Raw genomic sequence first — 24,715 nt, 5'->3', positions numbered from 1 at the left:
GTCAGTCTCGACAAAAGTCAGAACACTCGATCAAGCCGCACTCCCATCCTCACCGTCTCGACAGGCTCGACCAGCGGGGGACGCTCGACCAGCGGGTGGGCCTTTCGCTGATTGAGCTGGCCGCGAGCGGAGCGAGCTGCCGAGTCGAAATCACCTGCGGCACAGCTGGTCGGCGGGTGGTCTCGACAAGCTCGACCAGCGAATAAGGCTCGACCAGCGGTTAGGGCTCGACCAGCGGTTAGGGCTCGACCAGCGGTTAGGGCTCGACCAGCGGGTGGGCCTTTCGCTGATTGAGCTGGCCGCGAGCGGAGCGAGCTGCCGAGTCGAAATCACCTGCGGCACAGCTGGTCGGCGGGTGGTCTCGACAAGCTCGACCAGCGAATAAGGCTCGACCAGCGGTTAGGGCTCGACCAGCGGTTAGGGCTCGACCAGCAGTTAGGGCTCGACCAGCGGGGGACGCCCGACCAGCGGGCTGCCTCAGCTCTGACCCGCCGGGACGGCCTCGCGCCGCTCGGCGGGTTCGTCGTCGATCGGGATGCGGCGGATCTCGGTGCCCTCGATGTCGACGTTGGGCAGGATGCGGTTGAGCCAGCGGGGGATCTTCCAGGCCCAGTCGCCCATAATCGTGATCACCGCGGGCACGACGGCCATGCGGATGATGAAGGCGTCGAAGAAGACCGCGGCGGCCAGTGCGAAGCCCATCATCTTCGCGATCGTGTCGGGTGCGAGCATGAAGGCCGAGAACACCGAGATCATGATGACCGCAGCGGAGGCGACCACCCGCGCGCCGTGCTGGTAGCCGACGATCACCGAATCCTTCGCCGACAACCCGTGCACGTACTCCTCGCGCATTCGGGTCACGAGAAAGACCTGGTAGTCCATCGCGAGCCCGAACACCACGCCGATCAGGAAGATCGGCAGGAACGAGATGATCGGCTTGGTGTGGTCGATCAGTCCGAGGTGGCCCTCCTGGAAGATCCACACCGTCGCACCGAACGTCGCACACACCGAGAACAAGAAGCCGATGGTTGCCGTCAGCGGCACGAGCAGCGAACGGAACACGATGGTCAGGATGATGAAGGCGAGCCCGACCACCACGATGAGGAACGGCAGCAGTGCACTGCTGAGCTTGCTCGAGATATCCGACATGATGGCCGTCTGGCCGCCGACGTTGACGGTCGCACCACCAGGTTTCGACGACCCGTAGTCACGTATCTGTTCCATCAACGTGTGCGTCTCGGGGCCCGAGGGCGACTTCGCCGGGGTGACCGAGATCAGCGCGGCTGTCGCACCCTTCTGGGGGTTCTGTTTGTCCTGGCCATTGCCAACCCAGACGACCTGCTCTGGGTTGGCAACATTCGGCAGCGTCTTCACCTGTGCGACAACCGCATTCGCTGCGGGAGCGATATCTCCACCCGACGCATCACTGACGACGACGAGTAGCGGGCCGTTCACGCCTTCGCCGAAGCCGCGTTCGAGAAGCTTGGTTGCCGCGTACTCCTTGTCGCCGGTCGAGTCCATGCCGAGTTGCATGCTCGACATCGGGATCGCGGCGATACCGAGCAGCACGAGGCCGACGAGTGCGACGGGCAGCGGGAATCGCGTGATGAAACGGGCGACGCGCAGGCCGTTGGACGGTTGCGAATCCGGTTCGTCGCCGTGACGCAGGCCGGGAATGCGTGGGCTGAACGCAAACCTGCCGAACGCGCCGAGCAGTGCGGGGATCAGCGTGATGGCGCCGAGCACGGCGACAACGACGGCCAATCCCGCCGAGATACCCATCTGTGTGATGAACGGGATGCCGACGACGCTCAGCGCACACACGGCGACCACGACCGTCAGGCCCGCGAACACCACGGCAGAGCCCGCGGTTCCCACGGCTCTACCCGTGGCGGCCTCGCGCGACCCGCCGAGATTCAGTTCCGATCGATATCTGGACACGATGAACAGCGCGTAGTCGATGGAGACCGCGATCCCGAGCATCGTGATGATCGTGGTCGCGCTCTGCTGGACGTCGAAGATCTTGGCGCTCAACGTGACGAGCAGCATGGTGATGCCGACGCCGAAGATGCCGGTGATGATCGGGATGAACGCCGCAACGATGGACGCGAACGCGATGATCATGACGATGAACGCGATCACGAATCCCAACAGCTCCGACACCCCACCCTGCTGAAAGACCTGCATCAGCGAGCCGGTGCCCTCGACCTGCAACCCGTTGCCGCGGAACTCGGACAGCAGATCCTCGAACTGCGTCATGTCGTCGTTGGTCAGTTCGTTGGCCCGGATGTCCTGCTTGATCTGGATCAGCCCGACCTTGCCGTTGTCGCCGAGGACCTTGGGTGCGATCGCGGGATTAGCCTTGGCCGCGGTCACCGGATTGACGACAGTCTGCGGCTCGATGACCTTGGGTAGCGTCCGAGCCTTGGCGACGAGCGCGTCGATCTGGCCCATATGGTTCTCGAGACCGTCGTCGGCTTCGACGAGAATGCTGGTCGACGACTTCAACAGCTGATCGTTCGCCGCGGGGAAGTCTTGCTTCATCACCGACATCGCACGATCGGAGTCGGTGCCGGGGAGCTCGAAATTGGTGGCGAAAGTCGGTTTCAACGTACCGACGAGTGCACCGAGAATGACCAATACGACGATCCACGCGGCGATCACGATCCACTTGTGGCGAAACGCGGAACGTCCGAGCCTGTACAACCAGATAGCCATGTGAACCCTTTGATCTCCCCGACTGGACGCACGCCAGAGTAACGAGAGTCGAGCACCGGTGTCGTGTGTGATTACGGTCATGGCCGCTCGAGGACCGCTGTGAGGCGGGTCATACGCTGTGGAGTATGCCGTCATCACTTTCCGGTCGTGCCCGTCAGAACGACATCTACACAGCGGGAATCCACGGGCGCACGCCCGTCGTGCCGACCGACTTCGACGAACTCGAACGCCGCGCGCGGGCGAAGATGTCGGATCGGGCCTGGGCCTACATCGCCGGCGGCGCAGGCGCGGGTCGGACTATGGCGGCGAACCGCAGGGCACTCGATCGACGCGCCATCGTGCCGCGAGTGCTGCGCGACGTCTCCGAGCGGACCCTTCAGACTGAACTGTTCGGTGATCGACTGCCCGCACCGATCCTGTTCGCACCGGTCGGAGCGGGTGATCTCGTCGCGCGCGGGGCCGACAGGTTGATCGGCCACGCCGCTGCCGAACTGGGTGTGCCCTACATCTTCTCCAACCAGGGCGGGGTCGCGATGGAGGAGGTCGCCGCGGAGATGGACCGCGTACGGCCGGGCGCGCCGCGATGGTTTCAGCTCTACTGGTCGACCGACGACGACCTCGTCGACAGCCTGTTGCAGCGCGCCGAAAGCGTCGGAGCGTCGGCCGTCGCGGTAACCCTTGATACGACGATGCTCGGCTGGCGACCGCATGACCTCAATATCGGGTCGCTGCCGTTCGCGCGCGGGGAGGGTATTGCGCAGTACACCTCGGATTCCCGTTTCAACGAGATCGTCTCCGAGCGTGCGGTGCAGGGGAGCTCGGAGCGTCCCGAGATTTCACTCGGTGCGCTGCGCACGCTCGTCAATATCGCGCGGAATACGCCGGGATCGTTGCTACGCAACATCATTCGACCTGAGCCGCGCGTCGGCGTGCAGACCTTCCTCGATATCTACTCGCGACCCTCGCTGAGTTGGACGCAGATCGAGGGTCTGCGCGAGCGGACGTCGCTGCCGATCGTCCTCAAGGGCGTACTGCATCCCGACGACGCGCGGCGTGCCGTCGACACCGGCGTCGACGCCATCATCGTCTCCAACCACGGTGGCCGTCAGATCGATGGTTCTATCAGTTCTGTCGACGCTCTCGCCGCGATAGCGCCTGTCGTCGACGGTCGGATCAAGGTACTCGCCGACTCGGGGATCTATTCCGGCGCAGACGTTTTCAAGGTGTTGGCGCTCGGAGCCGACGCGGTGTGCATCGGGCGACCGCATATGTACGGCCTTGCCCTCGCCGGTTCCGACGGTGCTCGCGATGCCGTCGCGAACATCATCGCCGAACTTGACCTGACGCTCGGTCTCGCAGGACACACGAGCGTCGACGAACTCACGCCAGAGGCGTTGGCCACTGTCGCGTGAGCCTCGCAGCCCGTGTCAGACCAGTGGTCGGCCGGTGCGGATGCGGCGCCGTACGTCGGCCAGAAGAACGTTGAATGGGAACTGCTGCAACGGTTTCGGCAGGTGACGCACGACGCGTCGAACAATAGCGTTGTGGACGTCGAAGACGGTCTGCTGCCGCGGGGTGAACTCGATGTCCATCTTGTCGCGGAAGTCCTCGGGCAGGAACCCGATGGTCATGATGTACGACCACCAGCCGCCGAGTCGTGACACGATCGGGCCTGCGAACTCCATACGCGCGATCGCCAAGAGGTGTTCTCGGATCGGCGGGTCGATCACAAGCGTGGAAATGGTGTTCTGCCAATAGGTTTCGAAGTCTGCGCGCGTGGCGGGCCACATCTGAGGCGGAACCTGCAGGGTGGTACCCATGACCGCGCCCGCACGGTAGGTCTCCTCCGAGATGATCGACGGACCGCCGTAGATGTGTTGGACGTCTTCCCAACCCTTGTACAAACACGCGGCGACCCAGAGTTGCAGGGCCGGGTCGAACGCGTTGTAGGCGACCGGACTGTCAGCCGTGGAGTGGACCTTGGCGTGCGCCCGACCGACGGCCCGCCGGTACGCCTTACGGTCCGCAGGTGAACCCATCGCGGCGACAGCGAGGTAGCTCAGCGTCGTCCTTGTGCGCTTGACCGGATGCTTGAACAGATTTCCAGAGTCGACGCGGCTCTCGTAGACGCCGTAGCCGACGGCGGGCATCGCGAGCTGCATGATCACGTTCGCCGGGCCCGCGAGTGCTGCGGCGCCGAGCATCGTGAGATCGGAGCTGTCGATCTCGTCGCGCGCAGTTGCTGGGTGGTCGGACTGCGTGTCGGGCACCGTCATCGCGCGGCTCCTATCTGGTAACGGCTGTTGCCTGATTCAACGCCGGTGGTGCGGCAGATGTCAAGATGGTCTACGTGAGCGAAGAACTGCGCACCTACAGCGGGGTGAAGGGGGATGAGCGCGTCGCGCGTCGACGCACCGCCCTCATGGATGCCGCGCTCGAGTTGCTCGGTGGACAGCCGCCGCAGTCGGTGACGGTTCGTGGGGTGTGCGGCGCGGCGTCGCTCAATCCGCGCTACTTCTACGAGAGCTTCGAGACGGTAGACGCGCTGGTCGCAGCCACCTACGACCGCGTGATCGACGAGATCTCACACGACGCGCTCGCGGCCTTCGCCACCGGCGACGACGTCGGCGACAAGGTGCATGCCGCTGTCGCGACGATCGTCTCGATCATCGACTCCGACCGTCGCAAAGGGCGACTGTTGTTCTCGCCGATACTGACCAGTCCGGTCCTTGCCGAGAAGCGACGTGATTCGACGGCCGTCTTCGCGGCCATCACGCTCAGCACCGCGTCCGCTGCACTGCACACCGCTCCCAGCCCTCAGGCCGTAGGGGCTGCTCAATTCCAGGTCGGGGGACTCGCGCGCCTACTGTCGGCGTGGCTCGACGACGAGGTGCCGCTGGGTCGAGACGAGGTCGTCGACCTCAGCGTCGCATTGATGATGTCGCTGGTGCCTGCGGTGACGCAGAGGGGATAGGGATATGTTGGATGCCATGAGTAGCGGCGTCGAGGATGCGGAAGTGGAGGAGCAGACCGGGCGTTGGCGCGATTTCGGCGAGCCCGAGTTGCCCGTTCCGCTCGCAGCTGCACTCGGGGCTTTCGCCGAGCATGGCTACCACGGCACGTCCGTGCGTGAGATTGCAGCGCGGGCCAACCTGTCCGTTCCGGGGCTCTACCACCACTATCCGTCGAAGCAGTCGCTACTCCAGGGTCTGCTCGACAGGACGATGATGGATCTGCTCGCGCGGTCGGAGCAGGCTGTTGCCGAGGCCGGGCCCGAACCGGTCGACCAATTCGACGCAGTGGTCGAGTCGTTGCTGCGCTTTCATATGTACCGGCGTGAGCAGGCGTTCGTCGGTTCGACCGAGATTCGCAGTCTCGACAGTTCGTACAAGCAGACCTACATCGGCCTGCGCGACCGTCAGCAGCGGATGGTCGACGAGATCGTGTTCGCCGGGGTCGAAGCGGGCGACTTCCGCACGAGTTATCCGAAAGATGCGGCGCGCGCGGTCACCACGATGTGCGTCGGCGTCTCGACCTGGTTCAAGCTCGACGGGGAACTGGGCCCGGACGAGCTGATCGCACGCAATCTGGACTTGTCGAGGGCGACCGTCGGATACGTTGAGCGCTGAAGCGCTTCGCGGCTCGATGGGTTGACCTGAGTCGACGGTCTCTGGCAGTCTTGGGCACCGAACGAGCGCTCGGTCGGAGAGGTCGGGCGTGGCGTTCGAGCGTCGAACCTGCGTGGCACCCCGAGGATGGAGACCTGATGGCAGTGGAACTGGGCTATTCGCCCGAGGTTGACGATCTGGTGAAGAGGACGACCGCATTCATCCACGAGGTCGTCCTGCCGATCGAGAATGCGAACGATGGCGACATCACCGCGGCGGGCGGCGACGATCTGCGACGTGATCTCAATCGCCAGGCCAAGGAGTTGGGCATCTTCGCGCCGCACGCTCCCGTCGAGCTGGGCGGTCACGGACTCTCGATGTCGGATCGGGTGCCGGTCTTCGAGGCGGGTGGATACTCGACATTCGGGCCCGCCGCGCTGCACATCGGAGCCCCCGACGAGGGCAATGTACACATGCTCGCCCACATCGCAGACGACGAGCAGAAGCTCAAATACCTAGCGCCACTTGCCAATGGCGACGTGCGTTCAGCGTTCGCGATGACCGAGCCCGCGCCGGGAGCCGGGTCGGATCCCAACCAACTCCGCACGGAGGCGACCAAGGTCGACGGTGGGTGGAAGATCAACGGCGAGAAGCGATTCATCACCGGAGCCGAGGGCGCAGGCTTCTACATCATCATGGCGCGCACCGCGGGGGCGCCCGGCGACCGTGGCGGGGCAACGATGTTCCTCGCGCCCGGTGACACGCCAGGCATCGAGGTCACGCGCCACATCCACACCACCGATCGCGCGATGATCGGCGGCCACTGCGAAGTGCGCTTCACCGATGTCTTCGTTCCAGACGCCGACGTGCTCGGTGAGGTCGACCAGGGGTATCGCTACGCCCAGGTGCGGCTCGGTCCGGCGCGCATGACGCACGTCATGCGCTGGCTCGGCGTCGCTGTGCGCTGTCACGAGGTGGCCGTCGACTACGTCGCACACCGCAACGGATTCGGCGGAACACTCGGCGATCTCGGCATGATCCAACAGATGGTGGCCGACAACGAGATCGACCTCGCGGCGTCGCGTGCCCTGTTGGTCAAGGCGTGCTATGAACTCGATCAGGGGCGTCACGCGTCGTCGGAAACCTCGATCGCCAAGACCTTTGCCGCAGAGGCGTATTCGCGAATCGTCGACCGATCGATCCAGATGTGCGGTGGACTCGGCGTCTCCGACGATCTGCCGCTCGCACGCCTTCAGCGTGAACTGCGTCCCTTCCGCATCTACGACGGTCCATCCGAGGTGCATCGCTGGGCCCTTGCGCGCAGGGCCGTCGGGCGTGCACGCAAGAGTCGCACATCGACCCAGCAGGGAGAGAACGCATGAGCACCGCAGAGCTGGTACTCGAACCTCAAGCGCTGCAACGATTTCTGGTTGACAACGGGGTCGACGTCGCGGGACCGCTCAACGTTGAGTTGATCAGCGGCGGAAAGTCGAATCTCACGTTCATGGTCTCCGACGGCGTGCACCGCTGGGTTGCGCGCAGGCCTCCGACCGGCGGCCTCACACCCTCGGCGCACGACATGGGTCGGGAATGGGCTGTCACGTCGGCGCTTTCGCGTACCGACGTCCCGGTTGCCACGCCGGTCGCCTTCGATACCGACGGTTCGGTGCTCGGCGCGCCGTGCACCGTCGTCGAATTCGTCGATGGGACGGTGATCCGGACCGGCGACGACCTCTCGGCACTTTCCGACGACGAGGTGGCACGCAATGCAGAGGGGTTGATCTCGACCCTTGCCGCGCTGCACGCCGTCGACTTCGAGGCGGTCGGGCTCGGGGAGTTCGGTAGGCCAACGGGTTTCGCGGGTCGGCAGGTGAAGCTGTGGGCCAGGCAATGGTCGCACGTCCGGGGCAGGGATCTACCCGACGTCGATCGGCTCGTCGACGCGCTCGGTGAACGGGTACCGGAGCAGGCGCGCGCGACCGTCGTGCATGGCGACTACCGTGTCGACAACACGATTCTCGCGTCGAATGACCCGGGAACTGTTGCCGCAGTGGTCGATTGGGAGATGTCGACACTCGGCGATCCGATCACCGACGTGGCCCTCATGTGCGTCTACCGCGCACCCGTCTTCGATCGGGTTCTGGGCTTCGACGGCGCGTGGACCAGTGACCGCTACCCGTCGGCCGACGAGATGGCCCAGCGCTACGCGACGTTGACCGGCAACGACCTCGGCGACTGGCCGTTCTACCTCGGGCTGGCCAACCTCAAGCTGGGTGTGATCGCGGAGGGCATCAGCCATCGCGCACGTGCCGGCGCGGCGTCAGAAGGCGCCGAGCACGCCGCCGAGGCGACGGGCGAATTCATCGCCGCGGGGCTGGCCGCGCTGGGCTAGCGTCGCGCGGGACTTTGCGCCCAAGCGTTCAGCGGAACGTCGCGATGCCGCCTTCGCGGTCGACGAGATGGGCGTGCTCGTTGAGCGACATCACCGACGTCCCACTGCGGCCGACGAGGAGTTTGGTCACCGACGCGTTGACCATCGTGCGTGCCATCGCGGGCCAACGGTGCGGCGGCACTCCCCACAGTTCGGCGATCAGCTGTGTGATTGTGCCCGCCGACGACACCACGAGGACGGTCTGTCCGCTGCCCGCCAACTCGGCAGCGCGCTCGCCCGCCCCGGTGACCCGTGAGCGGAATTCTGGATAGGTTTCGCCGGAGCCGGGCGGGGTGGTCGCGCCCTCGGCCTCTGCCATGCTCGTCTGGTCGATCCAGTGTGCCAGGCCCGCGTCGAGCCGCTGCTGATACGACTTCTGATCGGCGAACTCGTCTGGGGTCGCTGCGCCGACGAGCGCGGGCAGTTCGTACTCGTTCCAGGACGGGTCGACGATCGGTTCCGGTGCGGAGTCGAGGCGGGCGAGAACGCCTGCGAGTGTCTCGGTCTGCCGGGCGAGGTCGCCGCTGATCGCGGCGGTGACACCGCTGATCTGCGCGGACAGCAGGGTTCCGGTGAGGCCGGCCTGGACCCGACCCGTATCGGTGAGGCCGGGGCCGGGGTCGCTCACGGCCGCGGCTGAGTCGTCGGTGGGCGCCATTTCGTTGGGCGCACTGTCGGCGACCCCGTACGCGGACGGGTTGGCCTGGCCATGTCGTACGAGGTAGATGACTCCCATGTTCGTAGAGCCTATGCGGTCGAGGAACGATGACTTCCGGGCGGCGTCCGGGTCGGTCTGTGTATGGCGTCAACGTTGTTCATCACGCTGCCCGTCGACGACACCGCGCGCTCGCGCAGGTTCTTCGAGAGCATCGGTTTCCGCGCCGACGAATGGTTCTGTGACGCCGGGACGGTGTGCCTCCCGATCAACGAGCGCACGATGCTGGTGCTACTTGCCGCCCGGCGGTTCGCGGGGTACTCAGCGGCGGGTCGGGGCGGGCGGTGCTCTGCGGGGACGTCGCGCGAGGTGGTCCTCGCATTCTCGGCGTCGTCTAGGCACGAAGTCGACGACATGGCCGACGCCGCGCTGGCGAACGGCGCGAGTGCGTTGCGCGAACCCGACGACCACGGCTTCACCTACAGCCGCAGCTTCTGCGATCCCGACGGCCACGCCTGGGAGATCGTGTGGATGAACCCGGGCGCGATTCCCGAGGCGGGGTGATCTCGACAAGCTCGATCAGCGAGGAAGGCTCGATCAGCGGGGAAGGCTCGATCGGCGGGTGGGGGCGCTCGATCGGCGGGTGGGGTGTCGATCGGCGGGTGGGCACCTTTTCCCGCTGATTGAGCTGGCCGCGAGCGGAGCGAGCTGCCGAGTCGAAATCACCTGGGGTGGTCTCGACAGGCTCGACCAGCGGGTGCAGCTCGAGCAGCGGGTGCAGCTCGACCGGGTGGGGTGATCTCGACAAGCTCGATCAGCGGTGGGGGCGCTCGATCGGCGGGTGGGGCTCGATCGGCGAGTGAGGCGGTCTCGACAAGCTCGACCAGCGAGTGAGGCGCTCGATCAGCGAGTGAGGCGCTCGATCAGCGAGGAAGGCTCGACCAGCGAGTGAGGCGCTCGACCAGCGGGTAGGGCTCGATCAGCGGGGAGGGGTGGCGGGCAGGCCGAAGCGGGCGAAGTCGGTGGCCAGGTCGTCGCCGAAGAAGGCGACGACGTGCGTGACCGCAGGCGCTGCGTCGGGGCCCGTCGTGCCGAGTTCGAGAACCTGGAGGTGAAACGGGCGGTGCACGCCGTCGGGTTCGCGCATGTAGAGCCCGAAGGCGGGTTGTCCGTTGGCGACGGTGGGCAGGAGGATCTGGTCGCCCTCCTTCTCTGCTGGGCAGTTGTGCCGGATGAGCGTGCCGATCGCTGCCGGACCCTGGTACCAACCGGTGAAGGGTGGCATTTCCCAGATCGCCTTGTCGGTGAACATGTCGGCGATGGCGTCGACGTCGTACCGCTCGAACGCCGAGACATACCGTGCAAGCAGTTCACGCTTCGCGTCGTCGGTGATCTCTTCCGTCGAATCATGCTGCGGCGCAGCATTCTTGAGTTGCTCGCGGGCGCGCTGCAGCAGGCTGTTGACCGTTGCGGTGGTGACGCCGATGGTGTCGGCCACCTCGGCGGCCCGCCACTGCAGCACATCGCGCAGGATCAGTACGGCTCGCTGCCGCTCGGGTAGGTGCTGTAGCGCCGCGATGAACGCGAGGCGGATCGACTCGCGTGCACCGACGACGTAGGCGGGGTCGGCGTCGTCGCCGGGGGAGATCTCGTCGACGGCGCCCGCGTACGGCTCGAGCCAGGGGACCTCGCCGTCGGTCTCGAGTGTGTCGGTGGGGTCGAAGGCGTCGCCGCCGAGTCCTGAGGGGAGCGGCCTGCGCTGTTTACTCTGCAGTGCGGTCAGGCAGGTGTTGGTCGCGATCTTGTGCAGCCAGGTCCGTACCGATGCGCGACCGTCGAACTTGTCGTACGCGCGCCAGGCACGGAGGTAGGTGTCCTGGGTGAGGTCTTCGGCGTCGTGGTGTGAACCCATCATTCGGTAGCAATGGGCCAGGATTTCTCGGCGCAACGGCTCGGTCGCGGCGTGAAATTCGGAGTCGCTCGAAGTCGACGGCTCAGCGGAAAGATGCGCAGTGGTGGCGGTCTGCGGAGGCATGTGATCCAGGTTACGACAGGGCACCGACAAGCTCTACGGTTGCGCACGCTCGATGGATGCGCAGGTCGAGTACTCCTGTGGGCCGACGGAGGACCCCGAGTTTTGCGCGCGGTGCGTATAACCCGCGACGCCGCGCCGTCGGCAGCCTATTCTCGCCGGTGGACGCCTCTGCCGGGCGCGCGAAGTGGTCTGTGACCTGCGGCAAGGGATGCGCAAGGGAGTTGCGGGCCGCTGCGATCAGTTGCTAGCTTCGTGCTCATGACGAGCGAGCACGACCGCGCCCTTGCGCAGATCTCAGAGGTGACCTACGTGATCACCGCTCTGGGTTGTCGTCTGCCGTTCGCCCGTGTGCTGTGTTGTCGCCGAATGCGTTGATCCGAGTTCTTCACTCTTCACCTTCCGCATTCCACGCGAATCCCCGCGATCGTCGTCGACCGCCTGCCATGAAGTCCGGTTCCGGCCGCTGACGCCATCGCGCGCGGCGCCCACGATGCTGTGCGCCCCGGATTCGCTGCACCGACACCGCTGCTGCACCGACACCTAGGACACCCACTCATGACCGCAACCGTTGATCAGCCCATCCGCACAGCTACGCTTTCCTCACCGGTCCGACGGCCGGCCGCACGTCCGATCCCACGCAGGTCGACGCCGCGACCGACGCCTGTTCCCGGGCTCGAACCACGTAGTGCCAGGAGAGGGGGGCGGCCGATTCAGATCGCGACACCGCGCCTCGAGCTCTCCGACAAACCCGCAGCGCTCGTGTTGCGCACCGCTCGACTCTCCGGCCCGATCTTCCGCGACGACGCCGCGGAGGCAACCGGACTGTCCATCTCGACGGTGAACCGCCAGGTCGGCGCGCTGTTGAAGGCGGGGCTCCTGCGTGAACGCGCCGACCTCGCGCCGGCCGGTGCCATCGGACGTCCGCGCCTGCCATTCGAAATCAACGTGACCGACTTCCTGACCCTCGGTATCCACATCGGATACAAGGTCACCTCGATCACGACCCACGACCTGTTGCATCGCGTCGTCGGAGCCATCCAGATCCCGACGCCGATCGCCGAGACCCCCGAGCAGACGCTGACCGCCATCGGCGACAGCGCACGACGCTTCGTCGGACGCTGGTCGAATCGTCGAGTGCTGTGGGCCGGTGTCGCGATCGGTGGCCGCGTCGCCGAAGGGGGCTTCGTCGACCATCCGCGTCTCGGCTGGACGGATGCCCCGGTGGGCAACATCATCGCCGAAGCCGTCGGCCTGCCCGTGTCGGTGGCGTCGCACGTCGAGGCGATGGCCGCCGCCGAGCTCGTGGTGAACCCCAGCGACAAGCGCTCGAGCTTCCTCTACTTCTACGCACGTGAGATGGTCGGCATCGCGTTCAGCGTCGACGGCGCCGTGCACACACCTACCGCGGGCCCGCCGGTGATCGGGCACTTCCCGACCGGTGCGACCACCCTGCTCGACCCGCAGCACACCGGTCGCCTCGAGCCGACCGCCAGCGACACCGGCGTTGTCGAGGCGGCGCTCGCACTCGGACTCGACGTCGTCGACATCGAGGGCGTGCACGCGCTCGCCCGTGGCGGTGACGCGACCGCTCGCGCACTCCTCGAAGAGCGCGCGACGGTCCTCGGGCGTGCGGTGGCGCTGATGGCCGACATCTTCAACCCCGACCACATCATCCTCGGCGGGCAGGCGTTCACCGACAACCCGTCGACGCTGCCGCTGGTTGCCGCAGCGGTCCGCGAGACCTCGGTATCGCCCAAACGCGATGTGCGCGTGTCCCATTCGGGTGTGACGGTGCAGCAGCAGGCGGCGGGGGCCGTCTCGCTCGACGCCGTCTACGGCGATCCGCTCGAGGCGCTCGCCGCGACGGCATAAGGAGGCTCGCCGGCGCGGCGTGCGCCGGCGAGCTTTGCGTTGATGCTCAGTCCGTGGTGCGGCGCGCGTAGTTGCGCAGCGCGAACGGCATGAACAGCAGTGTGAGCACGACGGCCCAGATGAGCGTCGACAACTCCGGGTAGCGCAGTGGGAGTGCGGCGTCGGCTCCCGCGGCGGGTCCGTTGCCCCAGAGCACACGCATCGCCTGGATGAGTGACGAGATGGGGTTCCACTCGGCGATGGTCCGCAGCCACGGCTGCATCGCCTGGGTGGGCACGAACGCGTTGGAGACGAACGTCAGCGGGAACAGCACGGAGAACATGAACCCGTTGACCGCTTCGACCGACCGCAGCCACGAACCGATCATCACGCCGAACCAGATCATCGCGAATCCGAACACCAGCACCAGGATGAAGCCGAGCGTTCCTTCCCACACCGACGTGGTGATCCGCCAGCCGATGATGACGCCCGTCAGTGCCATCACGACGATGCCGATCGACGAGTGCAGCAGACTCGCGATGCTGCGTCCGATCAGCACTGCCGACCGTCGGATGGGGAGCGACCGGAAACGGTCGATGATGCCCTTCTCGATGTCGGCGGTGATACCGGTGGCGACGATGAACGCGGTGAACACGATCGTCTGACCCATGATGCCCGGCAGTAGGTACTGCTTGTAGTTGATCGCCGGGTTGCCCGCGCTGATCGCCGGTCCGAAGACGTAGGCGAACAGCACGACGAACATGATCGGCTGGATCGTCACGTCGGAGAGCATCTCCGGCATGCGTCGAGTGTGGATCATGTTGCGCTTCACCATGATCCACGCCTGTTGCCAGACGTTCGTCGGGTGGATCGGTGGGCGTTCGACCAGTTGCGATGTCATCGATGTGGTGCTCATCGGGTGTCTCCGCTCGAGGTGGGGGCGTTGTCGGTGCCGGCGTCGGCATCGTCGTCTGTGGTGGTCTCGGCGCGGTGGCCGGTGAGGGAGAGGAAGACGTCGTCGAGGCTCGGTCGGGCGAGTCCGATGTCGTCGACGGTGATCCCCGATTCGTCGAACCAGGCCGCGATGCGGGTGAGGTCGGCGAGGCCGGAAGCCGACGAGGTCAGTGTGCGGGCGGTCTCGTCGACGAACACATCTCCGCCGTTGCGGCGCAACAGTTCTTGCGCCGCGGGCAGTGACGCGGCGTCGGACACGGTGATGACCACGCTTGCCGCGCCCGCACGTTCTTTGAGTTGCAGCGGGGTGCCCTCGGCGATGACCCGACCCTTGTCGATGACGACGATGTTGTCGGCCAGTTGGTCGGCTTCCTCGAGATACTGCGTGGTCAGCACCAACGTGGTGCCGCCCGCGACCAGGCGTCGCAGGACATCCCACAGTTCGGCGCGGCTGCGCGGGTCGAGGCCGGTCGTCGGCTCGTCGAGGAACAGCACCGGGGGTGCGGCAAGCAGGCTGACGGCGAGGTCGAGACGTCGGCGCATGCCGCCGGAGTAGGCGCGGACCTGTTTGTCGGCGGCGTCGGTCAGCGAGAACTGTTCGAGGAGTTCGTCGGTTCGTGCGGCCAACGCCTTTCGGGTGATGCCGTACAGGCCGCCGACCATCCGCAGATTCTCGCGGCCGGTGAGGATCTCGTCGACCGTGGCGGCCTGACCGGTGAGCCCCATGTTGCGGCGCACCATTTCGGGGTCGGTCCGGACGTCGAATCCGGCGATGCGGGCGGTTCCGCTCGTCGGAAGCGAGAGTGTGGTCATCATCCGCACGATCGTCGTCTTGCCTGCGCCGTTGGGACCGAGCAGACCGAGAACCGAGCCCGTGGGCACGTTGAAGCTGACGTCGTCGACGGCGGTGAAGTCGCCGAAGCGTTTGACGAGGTTGGTGGCCTCGACGGCGAGGTCGAGGACGGTGTCGGGTGGGCCGGGTGTGTGGCCTGCGGTGGTGGGTGGCGCTGGCTGGCTCATGGTTCCTCACGGTATCGGGCGAGTCGGACATCGGCGACTGAGTTTCGGGGGCCGGGTGGTGTGAACGGAGTACAGGTGTCGACTCGTGACCGGCCGAGAATTCATCGGTGGACCCGCACATACGTCGATCAACAGCCCACTTCTCCGCGACTGCGGTTAAACTCGCTCGGGTGACGGCGATCAAAGTACGCGATGCCGCGACGCTTCTCGGGGTTAGCGACGACACCGTTCGACGCTGGCTGGCCTCCGGCGAGCTCGAGCCGGGTGGCGGCGAAGCAGTCGCGACCGTCGACGGCGTCGGTCTCGCAGCGCTTGCGCGTCGCCGGTCGCGCGTCCCCGACGACGACGGCACCGGGGTGCTGCGATCGGCGCGTAACAGGTTCACCGGACTGGTGACGGACCTGGTCGTCGACACCGTGATGGCTCAGGTGACTCTGCAGTGCGGGCCGTTCGAGGTCACATCGCTGATGAGTGCCGAAGCCGCGCGAGAACTCCGACTCGAACCCGGCGTCGTCGCGACCGCGGTGGTCAAGGCGACGACGGTGATCGTCGAACGTCCTGATCCGAACAAGTGACCCGCGTGCGCGGGAGAGAAGTGAGAACTGCTGTGTCATCGCGTGCTGGGTCGTCTCGTCCTGTACCGGTTCGTCGTCTGCTGGCCGTCTGCGCGGCGCTCATCGCCGTGATCGCCGCCGTCGCCGGATGTTCGTCGGACAGTGATTCGTCGAGCGGTGCTTCTTCGAGTACCGACGGGCAGAAGGTAACTCTCAACGTGTACGCGGCAGCGTCGTTGAAGAACACCTTCACTGAGCTGGCCGATGCGTTCGAGAAGGCGCACTCCGACGTCGACGTGAAGCTCAACTTCGCGGGGTCGTCGGCGTTGGTCACCCAGATCAACCAGGGTGCTGACGCCGACGTGATCGCCACCGCGGATGAGCGGACGATGCAGAAACTAGGCGACAAGGCGGTCGACCCGGCCATCTTCGCCACCAACACGCTGGTGATCGCCACGGCGCCGGGAAATCCCAAGCAGATCAACGGATTCGCGAGTCTGAAGAATGCCGACGTGAAGACGGTCGTCTGTGCGCCGGAGGTCCCGTGCGGGGCGGCGACGGTGACGATCGAGAAGAACACGGGCGTCGAGTTGTCGCCGGTGAGCCAGGAAACGTCGGTGACCTCCGTGCTGACCAAGGTCACCTCCGGTGAGGCCGACGCCGGTCTGGTCTATGTGACGGATGCGAAGTCGGCGGGCAACAAGGTCTCCACCGTCGACGACCCGGCGTTCGCCAAGGTGGTCAACAAGTATCCGATCGCAACGGTCAAAGGCACCAAGCATGCTGAGCAGGCGGCACAGTTCAAGGACATGGTGACGGGTCAGACCGGGCAGGAGATCCTGGCTGCGGCAGGCTTCAAGCCCGCGAGCTCCTGAGCAAGTCATGCGTCGGATTCCGCTGTGGGTGTATGTCCCCGCCGTCATCGGAATCTGTTTCATCCTGATCGGTCCGCTCGCGATCATCGTCCGAATGCCGTGGGGAGACTTCTGGGGTTCCATCACCTCGCAAGCATCTCTCGACGCTCTAAGGCTCGGTGTGCTGACCGCGGTGGTGAGCACCCTGATATGCGTGATCCTCGGCGTGCCGATCGCCTTTGTCTTCGCTCGGTTTCAGGGAATCGCTGTCCGCGTGCTGCGCGCAGTGGTGTTGTTGCCCTTGGTGTTACCGCCGGTGGTCGGTGGCATCGCGCTGCTGTACGCGCTGGGTCGCTACGGGCTGGTCGGTCAGTATCTGGACCGCGCAGGAATCCAGTTGGCATTCACGACGGCCGGTGTGGTTGTCGCGCAGACGTTCGTCGCCATGCCGTTCCTCGTCCTGAGCGTCGAGGGCGCGTTGCGGTCGGCCGGAGCGGACTACGAGCAGATCGCCGCGACGCTGGGCGCGAGCCCGACGAGGACTCTGTGGAAAGTCACACTGCCGCTGGTCTTTCCAGCACTCACAGCCGGTGCGGTACTAGCCTTTGCGCGGGCGCTCGGCGAGTTCGGCGCAACCATCACGTTCGCGGGTAACCTGCCGGGAACCACGCAGACGGCACCGCTGAAGATCTACCTCGACTCGATCAACGATCCGATCGAGGCCCTCCCGCTGTCTCTGGTGCTGATGGTTGTTGCGCTGTTCGTCGTCGTCGCCGTGCATCTACGACGGTCCCCGGCGGTGGGTGCGTGAGCGGCCTGCGAGCGTCGATCCGTTGTGCGACGCCATTTCTCGAGATCGACCTCGACGTCGCGGATGGGAGGACCTGCGCGATACTCGGACCCAACGGGTCGGGTAAGAGCACCACCCTCGCCGTGCTGGCCGGACTGCGCCGCACCGACGACTCGACGGTCGACTACGACGGGCGCAGTTTGCAGCATGGGAAAACCTTTGTGCCACCACATCGCCGGTCGGTGGTGCTGCTCGCTCAGCAGGCGCGCTTGTTCCCCCACATGAGCGTTGCGCGCAACGTCGCATTCGGACCGGAGTCCGCGGGTTTGTCGCGGAAAGAGGTGGCAGCCCGTACCGAACGATGGCTCGCCGCGGTCGGCGTTGCCGAGTTCGCCGACCGTTCCCCGAAACAACTGTCGGGGGGACAGGCGCAGCGCATCGCGATCGCACGAGCCCTCGCGACCGAGCCCGATGTTCTGCTCCTCGACGAACCGTTCGCTGCGCTCGATGTGGATGTGGCACAACAGATGCGCACGCTGTTGCGGTCGCTGATCACCGAGCAGAAGGGCTGCACGGTGCTCGTCACACATGACCTTGTCGACGCCGTCGCACTCGCCGACGACGTCGTGATCATCGAACGCGGACGGGTCGTCGGGCGCGGTCCGACGCGAGAGGTGTTGCGGCGTCCGGAAACAGCGTTCACCGCCGCGCTCACGGGCCTCAACATGTTCGTCGGGACCTTCGAGCCACCCGCGACGGTAGTAGGGGTTGCGGGCGGCGGCAGGGTGACGGGCGTGTCGGCAGACGTGAGCAGACCGGGCGCCGGGGCGGTGGCGACCTTCTCGCCGCGTGCCGTTGCGCTGTATCTCGATGCGCCGCAGGGCAGTCCACGCACGGTCTTGAGCGGAACGGTCTCGGAGGTGATGCCCCAGGGCGATCACGCGATCGTGCGGTGCGACGTCGACGGGCAGGTGGTCTCGGCGGAGGTGACGTGGGGAGCCGTCGGAGATCTCGAGCTCGACGCCGGCCGCGGGGTCTACCTGGTCATCAAGGCGAACGAGGTGCGCGTCTACGAGGCGACGTCGTCGGCGGACTCGGCGGCCGTCGACCCATCGGATGTCGACTCAGCTCGGGACTTGGGCTCGTCTCCCGACTTGGGCTCGCCTCCTGACTTGGCGTCCGATTCGTAATACTTGTTGGCTTCCAACACTTTTGCGCGTAGGCGCCGGTAGCCGCGGACCGACAGCGGGGAGATCGACCGCAGGTAGAAGCGGTTGTCGTCGGCGATGTCGTCGGCCATAGGTTCGCTGACCAGCGTGCTGCCCGGCCGCGCTGAACCACACAGGCGCGCAGCTATGTTCACGGGCTCGCCGAAGACGTCGCCGAGTCGGGAGAGAATCTGTCCGCGCGCAAGTCCGACGCGCAGTGCCGGGATGGGCTTGTCATCGCTGAGTTCGTGTATTGCGAGTGCTGCCTGCGCGGCGGCATTCGACGAGCTGAACGTGAACATGACGCCGTCGCCGAGGGTTTTGACCACGTGGCCGCGGTACCGGGCCACGACGTCGAAGGTGCGGTCCTCGAACGTCTCGAGTAGATGCTCGAGCTCGTCGAGAGGGGTACGTCGAGACAGGCTGGTGTAGCCGACGATGTCGGCGAACCCGACGACGAGCTCGATCCGCTCGTCGGATTCGCGGGATTCGTCGCGCGTCATGGACATGTCGAGGTGCCTGCGCCAGATCAACTGCTGCATCACGCCCAATGCGTTCGCCATCTGATCACGGGTCCACGGAACGTCGGGATTGCGTTCGAGTTCGGTCAACTGGTCGGCCTGCCACTCGGCGAGGCGTGACATTGTCTGCCCGATCGCGCGTGCGGTGGCGACCTGCGCCACCTCTGGCATGGTGTGCTCGGAGTCGGCAAAGAGTCCGAGTGCCTTCACCTCTTCCGCTGTGAAGATCTTGTCAGGTGTCGACTGTCGCGCGAAACCGAAAGCGTTCCAGATCTTTTCGGCATACTCGGGAGAGAGTCCCAGCTCTTCCACGAGTTCATCGCGCGTGTATCGCGGCTCGGGAGCGCTCAGTCCCGAACGTTCCTGGTTACTCACAGACGCCCCCGCCCATGCCGTGCTCCCTGTGCATAGGTCAACGGTAGCGGTTCGCCGACCTCATAGTCCCAGGACGCCCTTCATCAGGTAGGCCATCTCGGCTGCGAAGTCGGGTCGGGTGGTGCCGCGGCGCATACGCACGGCGTCGTTGACGATCGACAGGGCGGCGTGCACCGCCACCGCGCGCTGATCGGGCCGGACGTCGGGTTGGATCTGGCCGAGGAGGTCGATCCAGCGTCGGACGTAGCGTCGCTGGACGTCGAGTAGCTCCGCCGCGGCCTCCTGCCCGGCGAAGACCGCCGAGCTGTTGAACGCCACGGAGAGGTCGGGCGTCGAGGTGATAACGGTGACGTAGGAGTCGACGAGGAGCCCGAGGAGCTTCGCGGGGTCGGCGGTGGTCGACTGCGCGGCCATGACTCCCGTCTCCAGCCGCATGGCGCTGCGCTGGCCAATGCCGAGCAGGATGGCGAGCTTCGACGAAAAGTGTTTGTAGACACTGGGTCCGGTGATTCCGACGGCGGCGCCGATGTCGTCGACCCCCACGTCGGCGTATCCGTGATCGGCGAAGAGCGCGGCCGCGGCGTCGAGGATCTCGTCACGCCGCGACGACGAGAGGCCGGCGATGGTGGGCTCGGGAGGTAGGTCGGGTGCGGTCGCGGGGCGCAGGTCGAGCAGGCGTTCGGTGAGTACGACGAGTTCGGCGCGCGCACGGGCCGCCGACATCCGCGAGTTGTGTACCGCGAGGCTGCCCGCGACGCTCAGTGCCGCCCACCCCAGTGAGCGGGCCTCTCGGTCGGACAGGCCGGGACACTCACTGACGATCGCGGTCGCCCAGCGCGCCAGGACCTGCTGGGTGCGCAGGACCATCTGCTTGTTCTGGTCCTCGGACAGATAGTTGCTCGTCCACCGCCACAGCGACACCGATTCGGGGTGGTGCACGCCGAGGTCGCAGAGTGCGTTGATCAGTTCACTCAGGGGTCGTTGACCGTCGCCGAGGGTGCGGTCGGTGCATGCCTCGAGGTCGTCGATGCCCGCGAGCACGGCCGCGGACAACAACGCCTGCTTGTCGTCGAAGTGTCGGTAGACCGACGGCGCGGTCACGCCCGAGGCGCGGGCGATGTCGGCGACCGAGACATGCGGGTAGCCACGATCGAGGAACAGTGCCGCGGCATGGTCGACCAGCTGCCGTTTGCGGTCGGCAGGCCGTGAGCGGCGTGGCTTCTGAGTAGACATTGTTAATCGACCTTAGCTCAGATCTGTCCGCTTCCGCGACTAGTTGACCACCTGCTATAGCCAAAGAAGTGATCCCGCGTTAGCCTCGTAAGGTAACCATCGCTGGTTCATGTGAAAGGAACATTCGTGCCTGATCAAGCATTTATCTACGAGGCGATCCGTACGCCGCGTGGCAAGCAGCGCGGTGGGTCGCTGCACAGCATCAAGCCCGTCGACCTCGCGTCCGGCCTCATCAACGAGGTTCTCGCACGTCACGGCAGCCTCGACCCCGCCGACATCAACGACGTCATCCTCGGCGTCGTCTCGCCGGTCGGCGAGCAGGGCGGCGTCATCTCGCGTACCGCAGCTCTCAACAGCGGCCTGCCCGAGACAGTCCCCGGCACCCAGATCGACCGCTTCTGCGCGTCGGGCCTCGAGGCCACCAACCTCGCAGCGGCCAAGGTCGCGTCCGGCTTCGACGACCTCGTGCTCGCCGGTGGCGTCGAGTCGATGTCGCGTGTCCCGATGGGCAGCGACGGCGGCGCACTCTTCATGGACCCGACCACCGCGTACGACAACTACATCGTGCCGCAGGGCATCGGTGCCGACCTCATCGCGACGATCGAGGGATTCAGCCGCGAAGACGTCGACGCCTTCGCAGCAGAGTCGCAGGAGCGGGCCGAAAACGCTTGGAACGGTGGATACTTCGCCAAGTCGGTGGTCCCGGTTCGTGACATCAATGGCGTGATCGTGCTCGATCACGACGAGCATCGTCGTCCGGGTTCTACCGTCGAGTCGCTCGGCAAGCTCAAGCCCGCGTTCGCCGCGCTCGCCGAGATGGCAGGCTTCGACGACGTCGCGCTGCAGAAGTACCACAGCGTCGAGAAGATCGACCACGTTCACACCGGTGGCAACAGCTCCGGCATCGTCGACGGTGCGTCGCTGGTCCTCATCGGTAGCGAAGAGGCAGGCAAGCGCAACGGGCTCACCCCGCGCGGTCGCGTCGTCTCCTTCGCGGAGATCGGTTCCGAGCCCACCATCATGCTCACCGGTCCCACCCCGGCCACCGAGCTGGCGCTGAAGAAGGCCGGACTGACCGTCGACGACATCGACGTCTTCGAGCTGAACGAGGCGTTCGCCGCGGTCGTCTTGAAGTGGATGAAGGACCTGAACATCCCGCACGAGAAGGTCAACCGCAACGGTGGCGCCATCGCAATGGGTCACCCGCTGGGCGCAACCGGCGCGATGATCTTCGGCACCTGCCTCGACGAGCTCGAGCGCACCGGCGGCCGCTACGGCCTGATCACCCTGTGTATCGGCGGCGGCATGGGCGTCGCGACCGTCATCGAGCGTCTCTGACCTACAGAAGGACTTTCAAAAGCAATGAGTGACAACATGATTGGCTGGGAGAAGGACGCCGACGGCGTTGTCGTCCTCACCATGGACGACAAGGCGCAGGGCGCCAACACGATGAACGACACGTTCATCGCCTCGATCGCCGCGACCGTCGACCGTCTCGAGGCCGAGAAGGACGACATCACCGGTGTCGTCATCACCTCGGCGAAGAAGACCTTCTTCGCGGGTGGCGACCTCAAGGACATGACCGCAGAGCGGACGCAGTCCAAGGAAGAGATCGCCGCGTCGATCACCGAGCGCACCAACGGCATGAAGACCGTGCTGCGTCGCCTGGAGAAGCTGGGCAAGCCCGTTGTGGCAGCCATCAACGGTGCCGCCCTCGGCGGTGGCCTCGAACTCGCGCTGCACACCCACTACCGCGTCATCGCCGACGTGAAGGGTGCCGTCGTCGGCCTGCCCGAGGTCACCCTCGGCCTGCTGCCCGGTGGCGGCGGCGTCGTGCGTACCGTCCGCCTGCTCGGCATGCAGAACGCGCTGATGGGCGTGCTGCTGCAGGGTCCGCGTTTCAACGCCACCAAGGCCAAGGAGACCGGTCTGGTCGACGAGGTCGTCGGATCGGTTGAGGAGCTCCTGCCCGCTGCGAAGGCGTGGATCAAGGAGAACCCCGAGGCACAGCAGCCGTGGGACAAGAAGGGCTACAAGATTCCGGGTGGTGCTCCGACCAACCCGTCGGTCGCGGCCAACCTTCCCGCATTCCCCGCTCTGCTTCGCAAGCAGATCAAGGGCGCGAACATGCCTGCGCCGCGCGCCATCCTGGCCGCTGCCATCGAAGGTGCCTACGTCGACGTCGACACCGCCGACCTCGTCGAGACCCGCTACTTTGTCTCGCTGGTCACCGGCCAGGTCGCGCAGAACATGATCAAGGCGTTCTTCTTCGACCTGCAGACCATCAACAACGGTGGCTCGCGTCCCGAGGGCTACCCGAAGTGGCAGGCCAAGAAGGTCGGCGTGATCGGTGCCGGAATGATGGGCGCCGCAATCGCTTACGTGTCGGCCAAGGCAGGCATCGACGTCGTTCTCAAGGATGTGTCGCTGGAGAACGCGGAGAAGGGCAAGGGCTACGCGGTCAAGCTCGAGGAGAAGGCACTCTCCCGCGGCAAGACCACCCAGGAGAAGAGCGACGCGCTGCTCGGTCGGATTCACCCGACCGGCGATGCCGCCGACTTCAAGGGCGTCGACCTTGTCATCGAGGCCGCTTTCGAGTCGGTCGAGGTGAAGAACAAGGTGTTCCAGGAGATCGAGGATGTCGTCGAACCCGACGCCGTGCTCGGTTCGAACACCTCGACACTGCCGATCACGATCCTCGCCGAGGGCGTGAAGCGCTCCGAGGACTTCATCGGAATCCACTTCTTCTCGCCGGTCGACAAGATGCCGCTGGTCGAGATCATCCGCGGTGAGAAGACCTCGGATGCGGTGCTGGCCAAGGTGATCGACTACACGCTGCAGATCCGCAAGACCCCGATCGTCGTTCACGACAGCCGTGGGTTCTTCACCAGCCGCGTCATCGGTACGTTCATCAACGAGGCCATCGCCGCCGTCGGTGAGGGCATCGAGCCTGCGTTCATCGAGCATGCGGGCACGCAGGCCGGCTACCCGGCAGCACCGCTGCAGCTGTCCGACGAGCTCAACCTCGTCCTGATGCAGAAGATCCGCAAGTCCAGCGAGGACGGCGCGAAGGCCGAGGGCAAGGAACTGCCGCAGCACGGCTCCTTCGAGGTCATCGACTACCTGGTCGACGAAGGTCGTCCGGGCAAGAAGGAAGGCGCGGGCTTCTACGAGTACGACGAGAACGGCAAGCGTGTCCGGCTGTGGCCGGGTCTGCGCGACCACTTCAAGTCGGGCAGCACCGAGATCCCGTTCGAGGACATGCAGGAGCGCATGCTCTTCGCCGAGGCCCTCGAGACCGTCAAGTGCTTCGACGAGGGTGTCCTCGACTCCGTCGCCGACGCCAACATCGGCTCGATCTTCGGCATCGGCTTCCCCGCGTGGACCGGTGGCGTGATCCAGTACATCAACCAGTACGAGGGTGGACTGCAGGGCTTCGTCGACCGCTCGCGCGACCTGGCCAAGAAGTACGGCTCGCACTTCGAGCCGCCTGCCTCGCTCGTCGAGAAGGCCGCCAAGGGCGAGAAGTACTGAGTTCTCTGATCTGGCCGGGTCTCTGATCTGGCTGAGTCTGAAGTGACCCACACGAGGTGGGGGAGGAACTTTCCTCCCCCACCTTTTGTGTTCTCTACCCAGTCGGACGGATGGAGCGCACAGTCGGCGGGATGGGGCGCACGGTCGGCGGGATGAGAGATCAGTCGGCTGAGGGAAGTAGGCTTCAGAATCCGCCGCAGATCAGCGGCGAGAATTGTCAGACCTCGTCTGTATGTTCGATGTATGTCCTTGGAAACCTTCCCCGACCCGGCCGGCGCGGCCGACGCCACAGGCGTGCCCGCGTCGCAGCCGCCGGTGCTCGCGCGCGTCGCCGAGGACGAATCTCTGTCGAAAACCGATCTGGTCGAGGTGAT

Annotated in this window: 20 protein-coding genes and 1 pseudogene; 13 read left to right on the top strand and 8 right to left on the bottom strand. The window is 65.7% G+C overall.

Going from position 1 to position 24,715, the window contains the following annotated elements; translation table 11 throughout:
• Nucleotides 1-477: 477 nt before the first annotated feature.
• Nucleotides 478-2,718, bottom strand: a complete 2,241-nt coding sequence (locus A5766_RS12715) for an MMPL family transporter (protein WP_005206996.1) — start codon at nucleotides 2,716-2,718, stop codon at nucleotides 478-480.
• 125 nt (nucleotides 2,719-2,843) lie between these two features.
• Between A5766_RS12715 and A5766_RS12710 the strand changes: the two genes are divergently transcribed.
• Nucleotides 2,844-4,130 (top strand): alpha-hydroxy-acid oxidizing protein, encoded by a 1,287-nt coding sequence (locus tag A5766_RS12710; protein ID WP_005206997.1) that lies wholly within the window; start codon nucleotides 2,844-2,846, stop codon nucleotides 4,128-4,130.
• Between the two features lie 15 nt (nucleotides 4,131-4,145).
• Here A5766_RS12710 and A5766_RS12705 read toward each other — a convergent pair whose 3' ends face one another.
• Nucleotides 4,146-4,994 carry an oxygenase MpaB family protein gene (locus A5766_RS12705; RefSeq protein ID WP_005206998.1) on the bottom strand — a complete coding sequence of 283 codons (849 nt, stop codon included), beginning with the start codon at nucleotides 4,992-4,994 and terminating at the stop codon, nucleotides 4,146-4,148.
• Nucleotides 4,995-5,059: 65 nt separating this feature from the next.
• Here A5766_RS12705 and A5766_RS12700 point away from each other — a divergent pair, with 65 nt between their 5' ends.
• The 4 genes from A5766_RS12700 to A5766_RS12685 all read left to right on the top strand — a co-directional run bounded on the left by A5766_RS12700 (nucleotide 5,060) and on the right by A5766_RS12685 (nucleotide 8,718).
• Nucleotides 5,060-5,692: a TetR/AcrR family transcriptional regulator gene (locus tag A5766_RS12700; protein WP_005206999.1), complete on the top strand. Its 633-nt coding sequence runs from the start codon at nucleotides 5,060-5,062 to the stop codon at nucleotides 5,690-5,692.
• A gap of 4 nt (nucleotides 5,693-5,696) precedes the next feature.
• Nucleotides 5,697-6,347: a TetR/AcrR family transcriptional regulator gene (locus A5766_RS12695; RefSeq protein WP_005207000.1), complete on the top strand. Its 651-nt coding sequence runs from the start codon at nucleotides 5,697-5,699 to the stop codon at nucleotides 6,345-6,347.
• 137 nt (nucleotides 6,348-6,484) lie between these two features.
• The gene (locus A5766_RS12690; protein WP_005207001.1) at nucleotides 6,485-7,708 is read left to right on the top strand and encodes an acyl-CoA dehydrogenase family protein; all 1,224 of its coding nucleotides are present in this window, start codon (nucleotides 6,485-6,487) and stop codon (nucleotides 7,706-7,708) included.
• Entirely contained in the window at nucleotides 7,705-8,718 is a 1,014-nt protein-coding gene (locus A5766_RS12685) for a phosphotransferase family protein (RefSeq protein ID WP_005207002.1), read from the top strand. The genes A5766_RS12690 and A5766_RS12685 overlap by 4 nt, the downstream gene beginning before the upstream one ends.
• 28 nt (nucleotides 8,719-8,746) lie before the next feature.
• Here the strand turns inward: A5766_RS12685 and A5766_RS12680 are convergent, their stop codons facing one another.
• The gene (locus A5766_RS12680) at nucleotides 8,747-9,493 is read right to left on the bottom strand and encodes a histidine phosphatase family protein (protein ID WP_005207003.1); all 747 of its coding nucleotides are present in this window, start codon (nucleotides 9,491-9,493) and stop codon (nucleotides 8,747-8,749) included.
• A gap of 63 nt (nucleotides 9,494-9,556) precedes the next feature.
• Between A5766_RS12680 and A5766_RS12675 the strand changes: the two genes are divergently transcribed.
• Nucleotides 9,557-9,976 carry a VOC family protein gene (locus A5766_RS12675; protein ID WP_005207004.1) on the top strand — a complete coding sequence of 140 codons (420 nt, stop codon included), beginning with the start codon at nucleotides 9,557-9,559 and terminating at the stop codon, nucleotides 9,974-9,976.
• A gap of 415 nt (nucleotides 9,977-10,391) precedes the next feature.
• Here the strand turns inward: A5766_RS12675 and A5766_RS12670 are convergent, their stop codons facing one another.
• Nucleotides 10,392-11,447: a sigma-70 family RNA polymerase sigma factor gene (locus A5766_RS12670; protein ID WP_005207005.1), complete on the bottom strand. Its 1,056-nt coding sequence runs from the start codon at nucleotides 11,445-11,447 to the stop codon at nucleotides 10,392-10,394.
• Between the two features lie 555 nt (nucleotides 11,448-12,002).
• Here A5766_RS12670 and A5766_RS12665 point away from each other — a divergent pair.
• Nucleotides 12,003-13,319, top strand: coding sequence for an ROK family protein (locus A5766_RS12665; RefSeq protein ID WP_064904974.1), 1,317 nt, complete (start codon nucleotides 12,003-12,005; stop codon nucleotides 13,317-13,319).
• A 46-nt stretch (nucleotides 13,320-13,365) separates the two neighbouring features.
• On the opposite strand, the gene A5766_RS12660 is transcribed toward A5766_RS12665, so the two are convergent.
• Both A5766_RS12660 and A5766_RS12655 read right to left on the bottom strand, forming a co-directional pair.
• Nucleotides 13,366-14,214 carry an ABC transporter permease gene (locus tag A5766_RS12660; RefSeq protein WP_039856075.1) on the bottom strand — a complete coding sequence of 283 codons (849 nt, stop codon included), beginning with the start codon at nucleotides 14,212-14,214 and terminating at the stop codon, nucleotides 13,366-13,368.
• Entirely contained in the window at nucleotides 14,211-15,272 is a 1,062-nt protein-coding gene (locus A5766_RS12655; protein WP_005207008.1) for an ATP-binding cassette domain-containing protein, read from the bottom strand. Before A5766_RS12655 ends, A5766_RS12660 begins: the two co-directional genes overlap by 4 nt.
• 170 nt (nucleotides 15,273-15,442) lie before the next feature.
• Here A5766_RS12655 and A5766_RS12650 point away from each other — a divergent pair, with 170 nt between their 5' ends.
• The 4 genes and pseudogenes from A5766_RS12650 to A5766_RS12635 form a co-directional block, all read left to right on the top strand.
• Entirely contained in the window at nucleotides 15,443-15,847 is a 405-nt protein-coding gene (locus A5766_RS12650) for a TOBE domain-containing protein (RefSeq protein WP_005207009.1), read from the top strand.
• Between the two features lie 32 nt (nucleotides 15,848-15,879).
• On the top strand, nucleotides 15,880-16,701 hold the full coding sequence (gene modA, locus A5766_RS12645; RefSeq protein ID WP_064904972.1) for a molybdate ABC transporter substrate-binding protein: 822 nt from the start codon (nucleotides 15,880-15,882) through the stop codon (nucleotides 16,699-16,701).
• Nucleotides 16,702-16,708: 7 nt separating this feature from the next.
• Nucleotides 16,709-17,491 carry an ABC transporter permease gene (locus tag A5766_RS12640; RefSeq protein ID WP_064904971.1) on the top strand — a complete coding sequence of 261 codons (783 nt, stop codon included), beginning with the start codon at nucleotides 16,709-16,711 and terminating at the stop codon, nucleotides 17,489-17,491.
• Nucleotides 17,488-18,558 (top strand): annotated as a pseudogene (locus tag A5766_RS12635) (sulfate/molybdate ABC transporter ATP-binding protein); the annotation flags it as partial. The gene A5766_RS12640 and the pseudogene A5766_RS12635, both read left to right, overlap by 4 nt.
• Here A5766_RS12635 and A5766_RS25035 read toward each other — a convergent pair.
• Both A5766_RS25035 and A5766_RS12625 read right to left on the bottom strand, forming a co-directional pair.
• A complete protein-coding gene (locus A5766_RS25035; RefSeq protein WP_082965514.1) occupies nucleotides 18,540-19,574 on the bottom strand; it encodes an adenylate/guanylate cyclase domain-containing protein in 1,035 nt (344 codons plus the stop codon). The pseudogene A5766_RS12635 and the gene A5766_RS25035 overlap by 19 nt on opposite strands.
• Before the next feature lie 60 nt (nucleotides 19,575-19,634).
• Nucleotides 19,635-20,807: a TetR/AcrR family transcriptional regulator gene (locus tag A5766_RS12625; protein WP_064904970.1), complete on the bottom strand. Its 1,173-nt coding sequence runs from the start codon at nucleotides 20,805-20,807 to the stop codon at nucleotides 19,635-19,637.
• Between the two features lie 126 nt (nucleotides 20,808-20,933).
• Here A5766_RS12625 and A5766_RS12620 point away from each other — a divergent pair, with 126 nt between their 5' ends.
• Nucleotides 20,934-22,145, top strand: coding sequence for an acetyl-CoA C-acetyltransferase (locus A5766_RS12620; protein ID WP_039856095.1), 1,212 nt, complete (start codon nucleotides 20,934-20,936; stop codon nucleotides 22,143-22,145).
• A 24-nt stretch (nucleotides 22,146-22,169) separates the two neighbouring features.
• Nucleotides 22,170-24,341 (top strand): 3-hydroxyacyl-CoA dehydrogenase NAD-binding domain-containing protein, encoded by a 2,172-nt coding sequence (locus A5766_RS12615; RefSeq protein ID WP_005207025.1) that lies wholly within the window; start codon nucleotides 22,170-22,172, stop codon nucleotides 24,339-24,341.
• The last annotated feature ends 374 nt before the right edge of the window (nucleotides 24,342-24,715 follow it).

Source organism: Gordonia sp. 852002-51296_SCH5728562-b (assembly GCF_001665475.1).
Taxonomy (GTDB): domain Bacteria; phylum Actinomycetota; class Actinomycetes; order Mycobacteriales; family Mycobacteriaceae; genus Gordonia; species Gordonia sputi.
The sequence above is the reverse complement of the archived record's forward strand: the minus strand, read 5'-3'. Positions and strand labels throughout refer to the sequence as shown.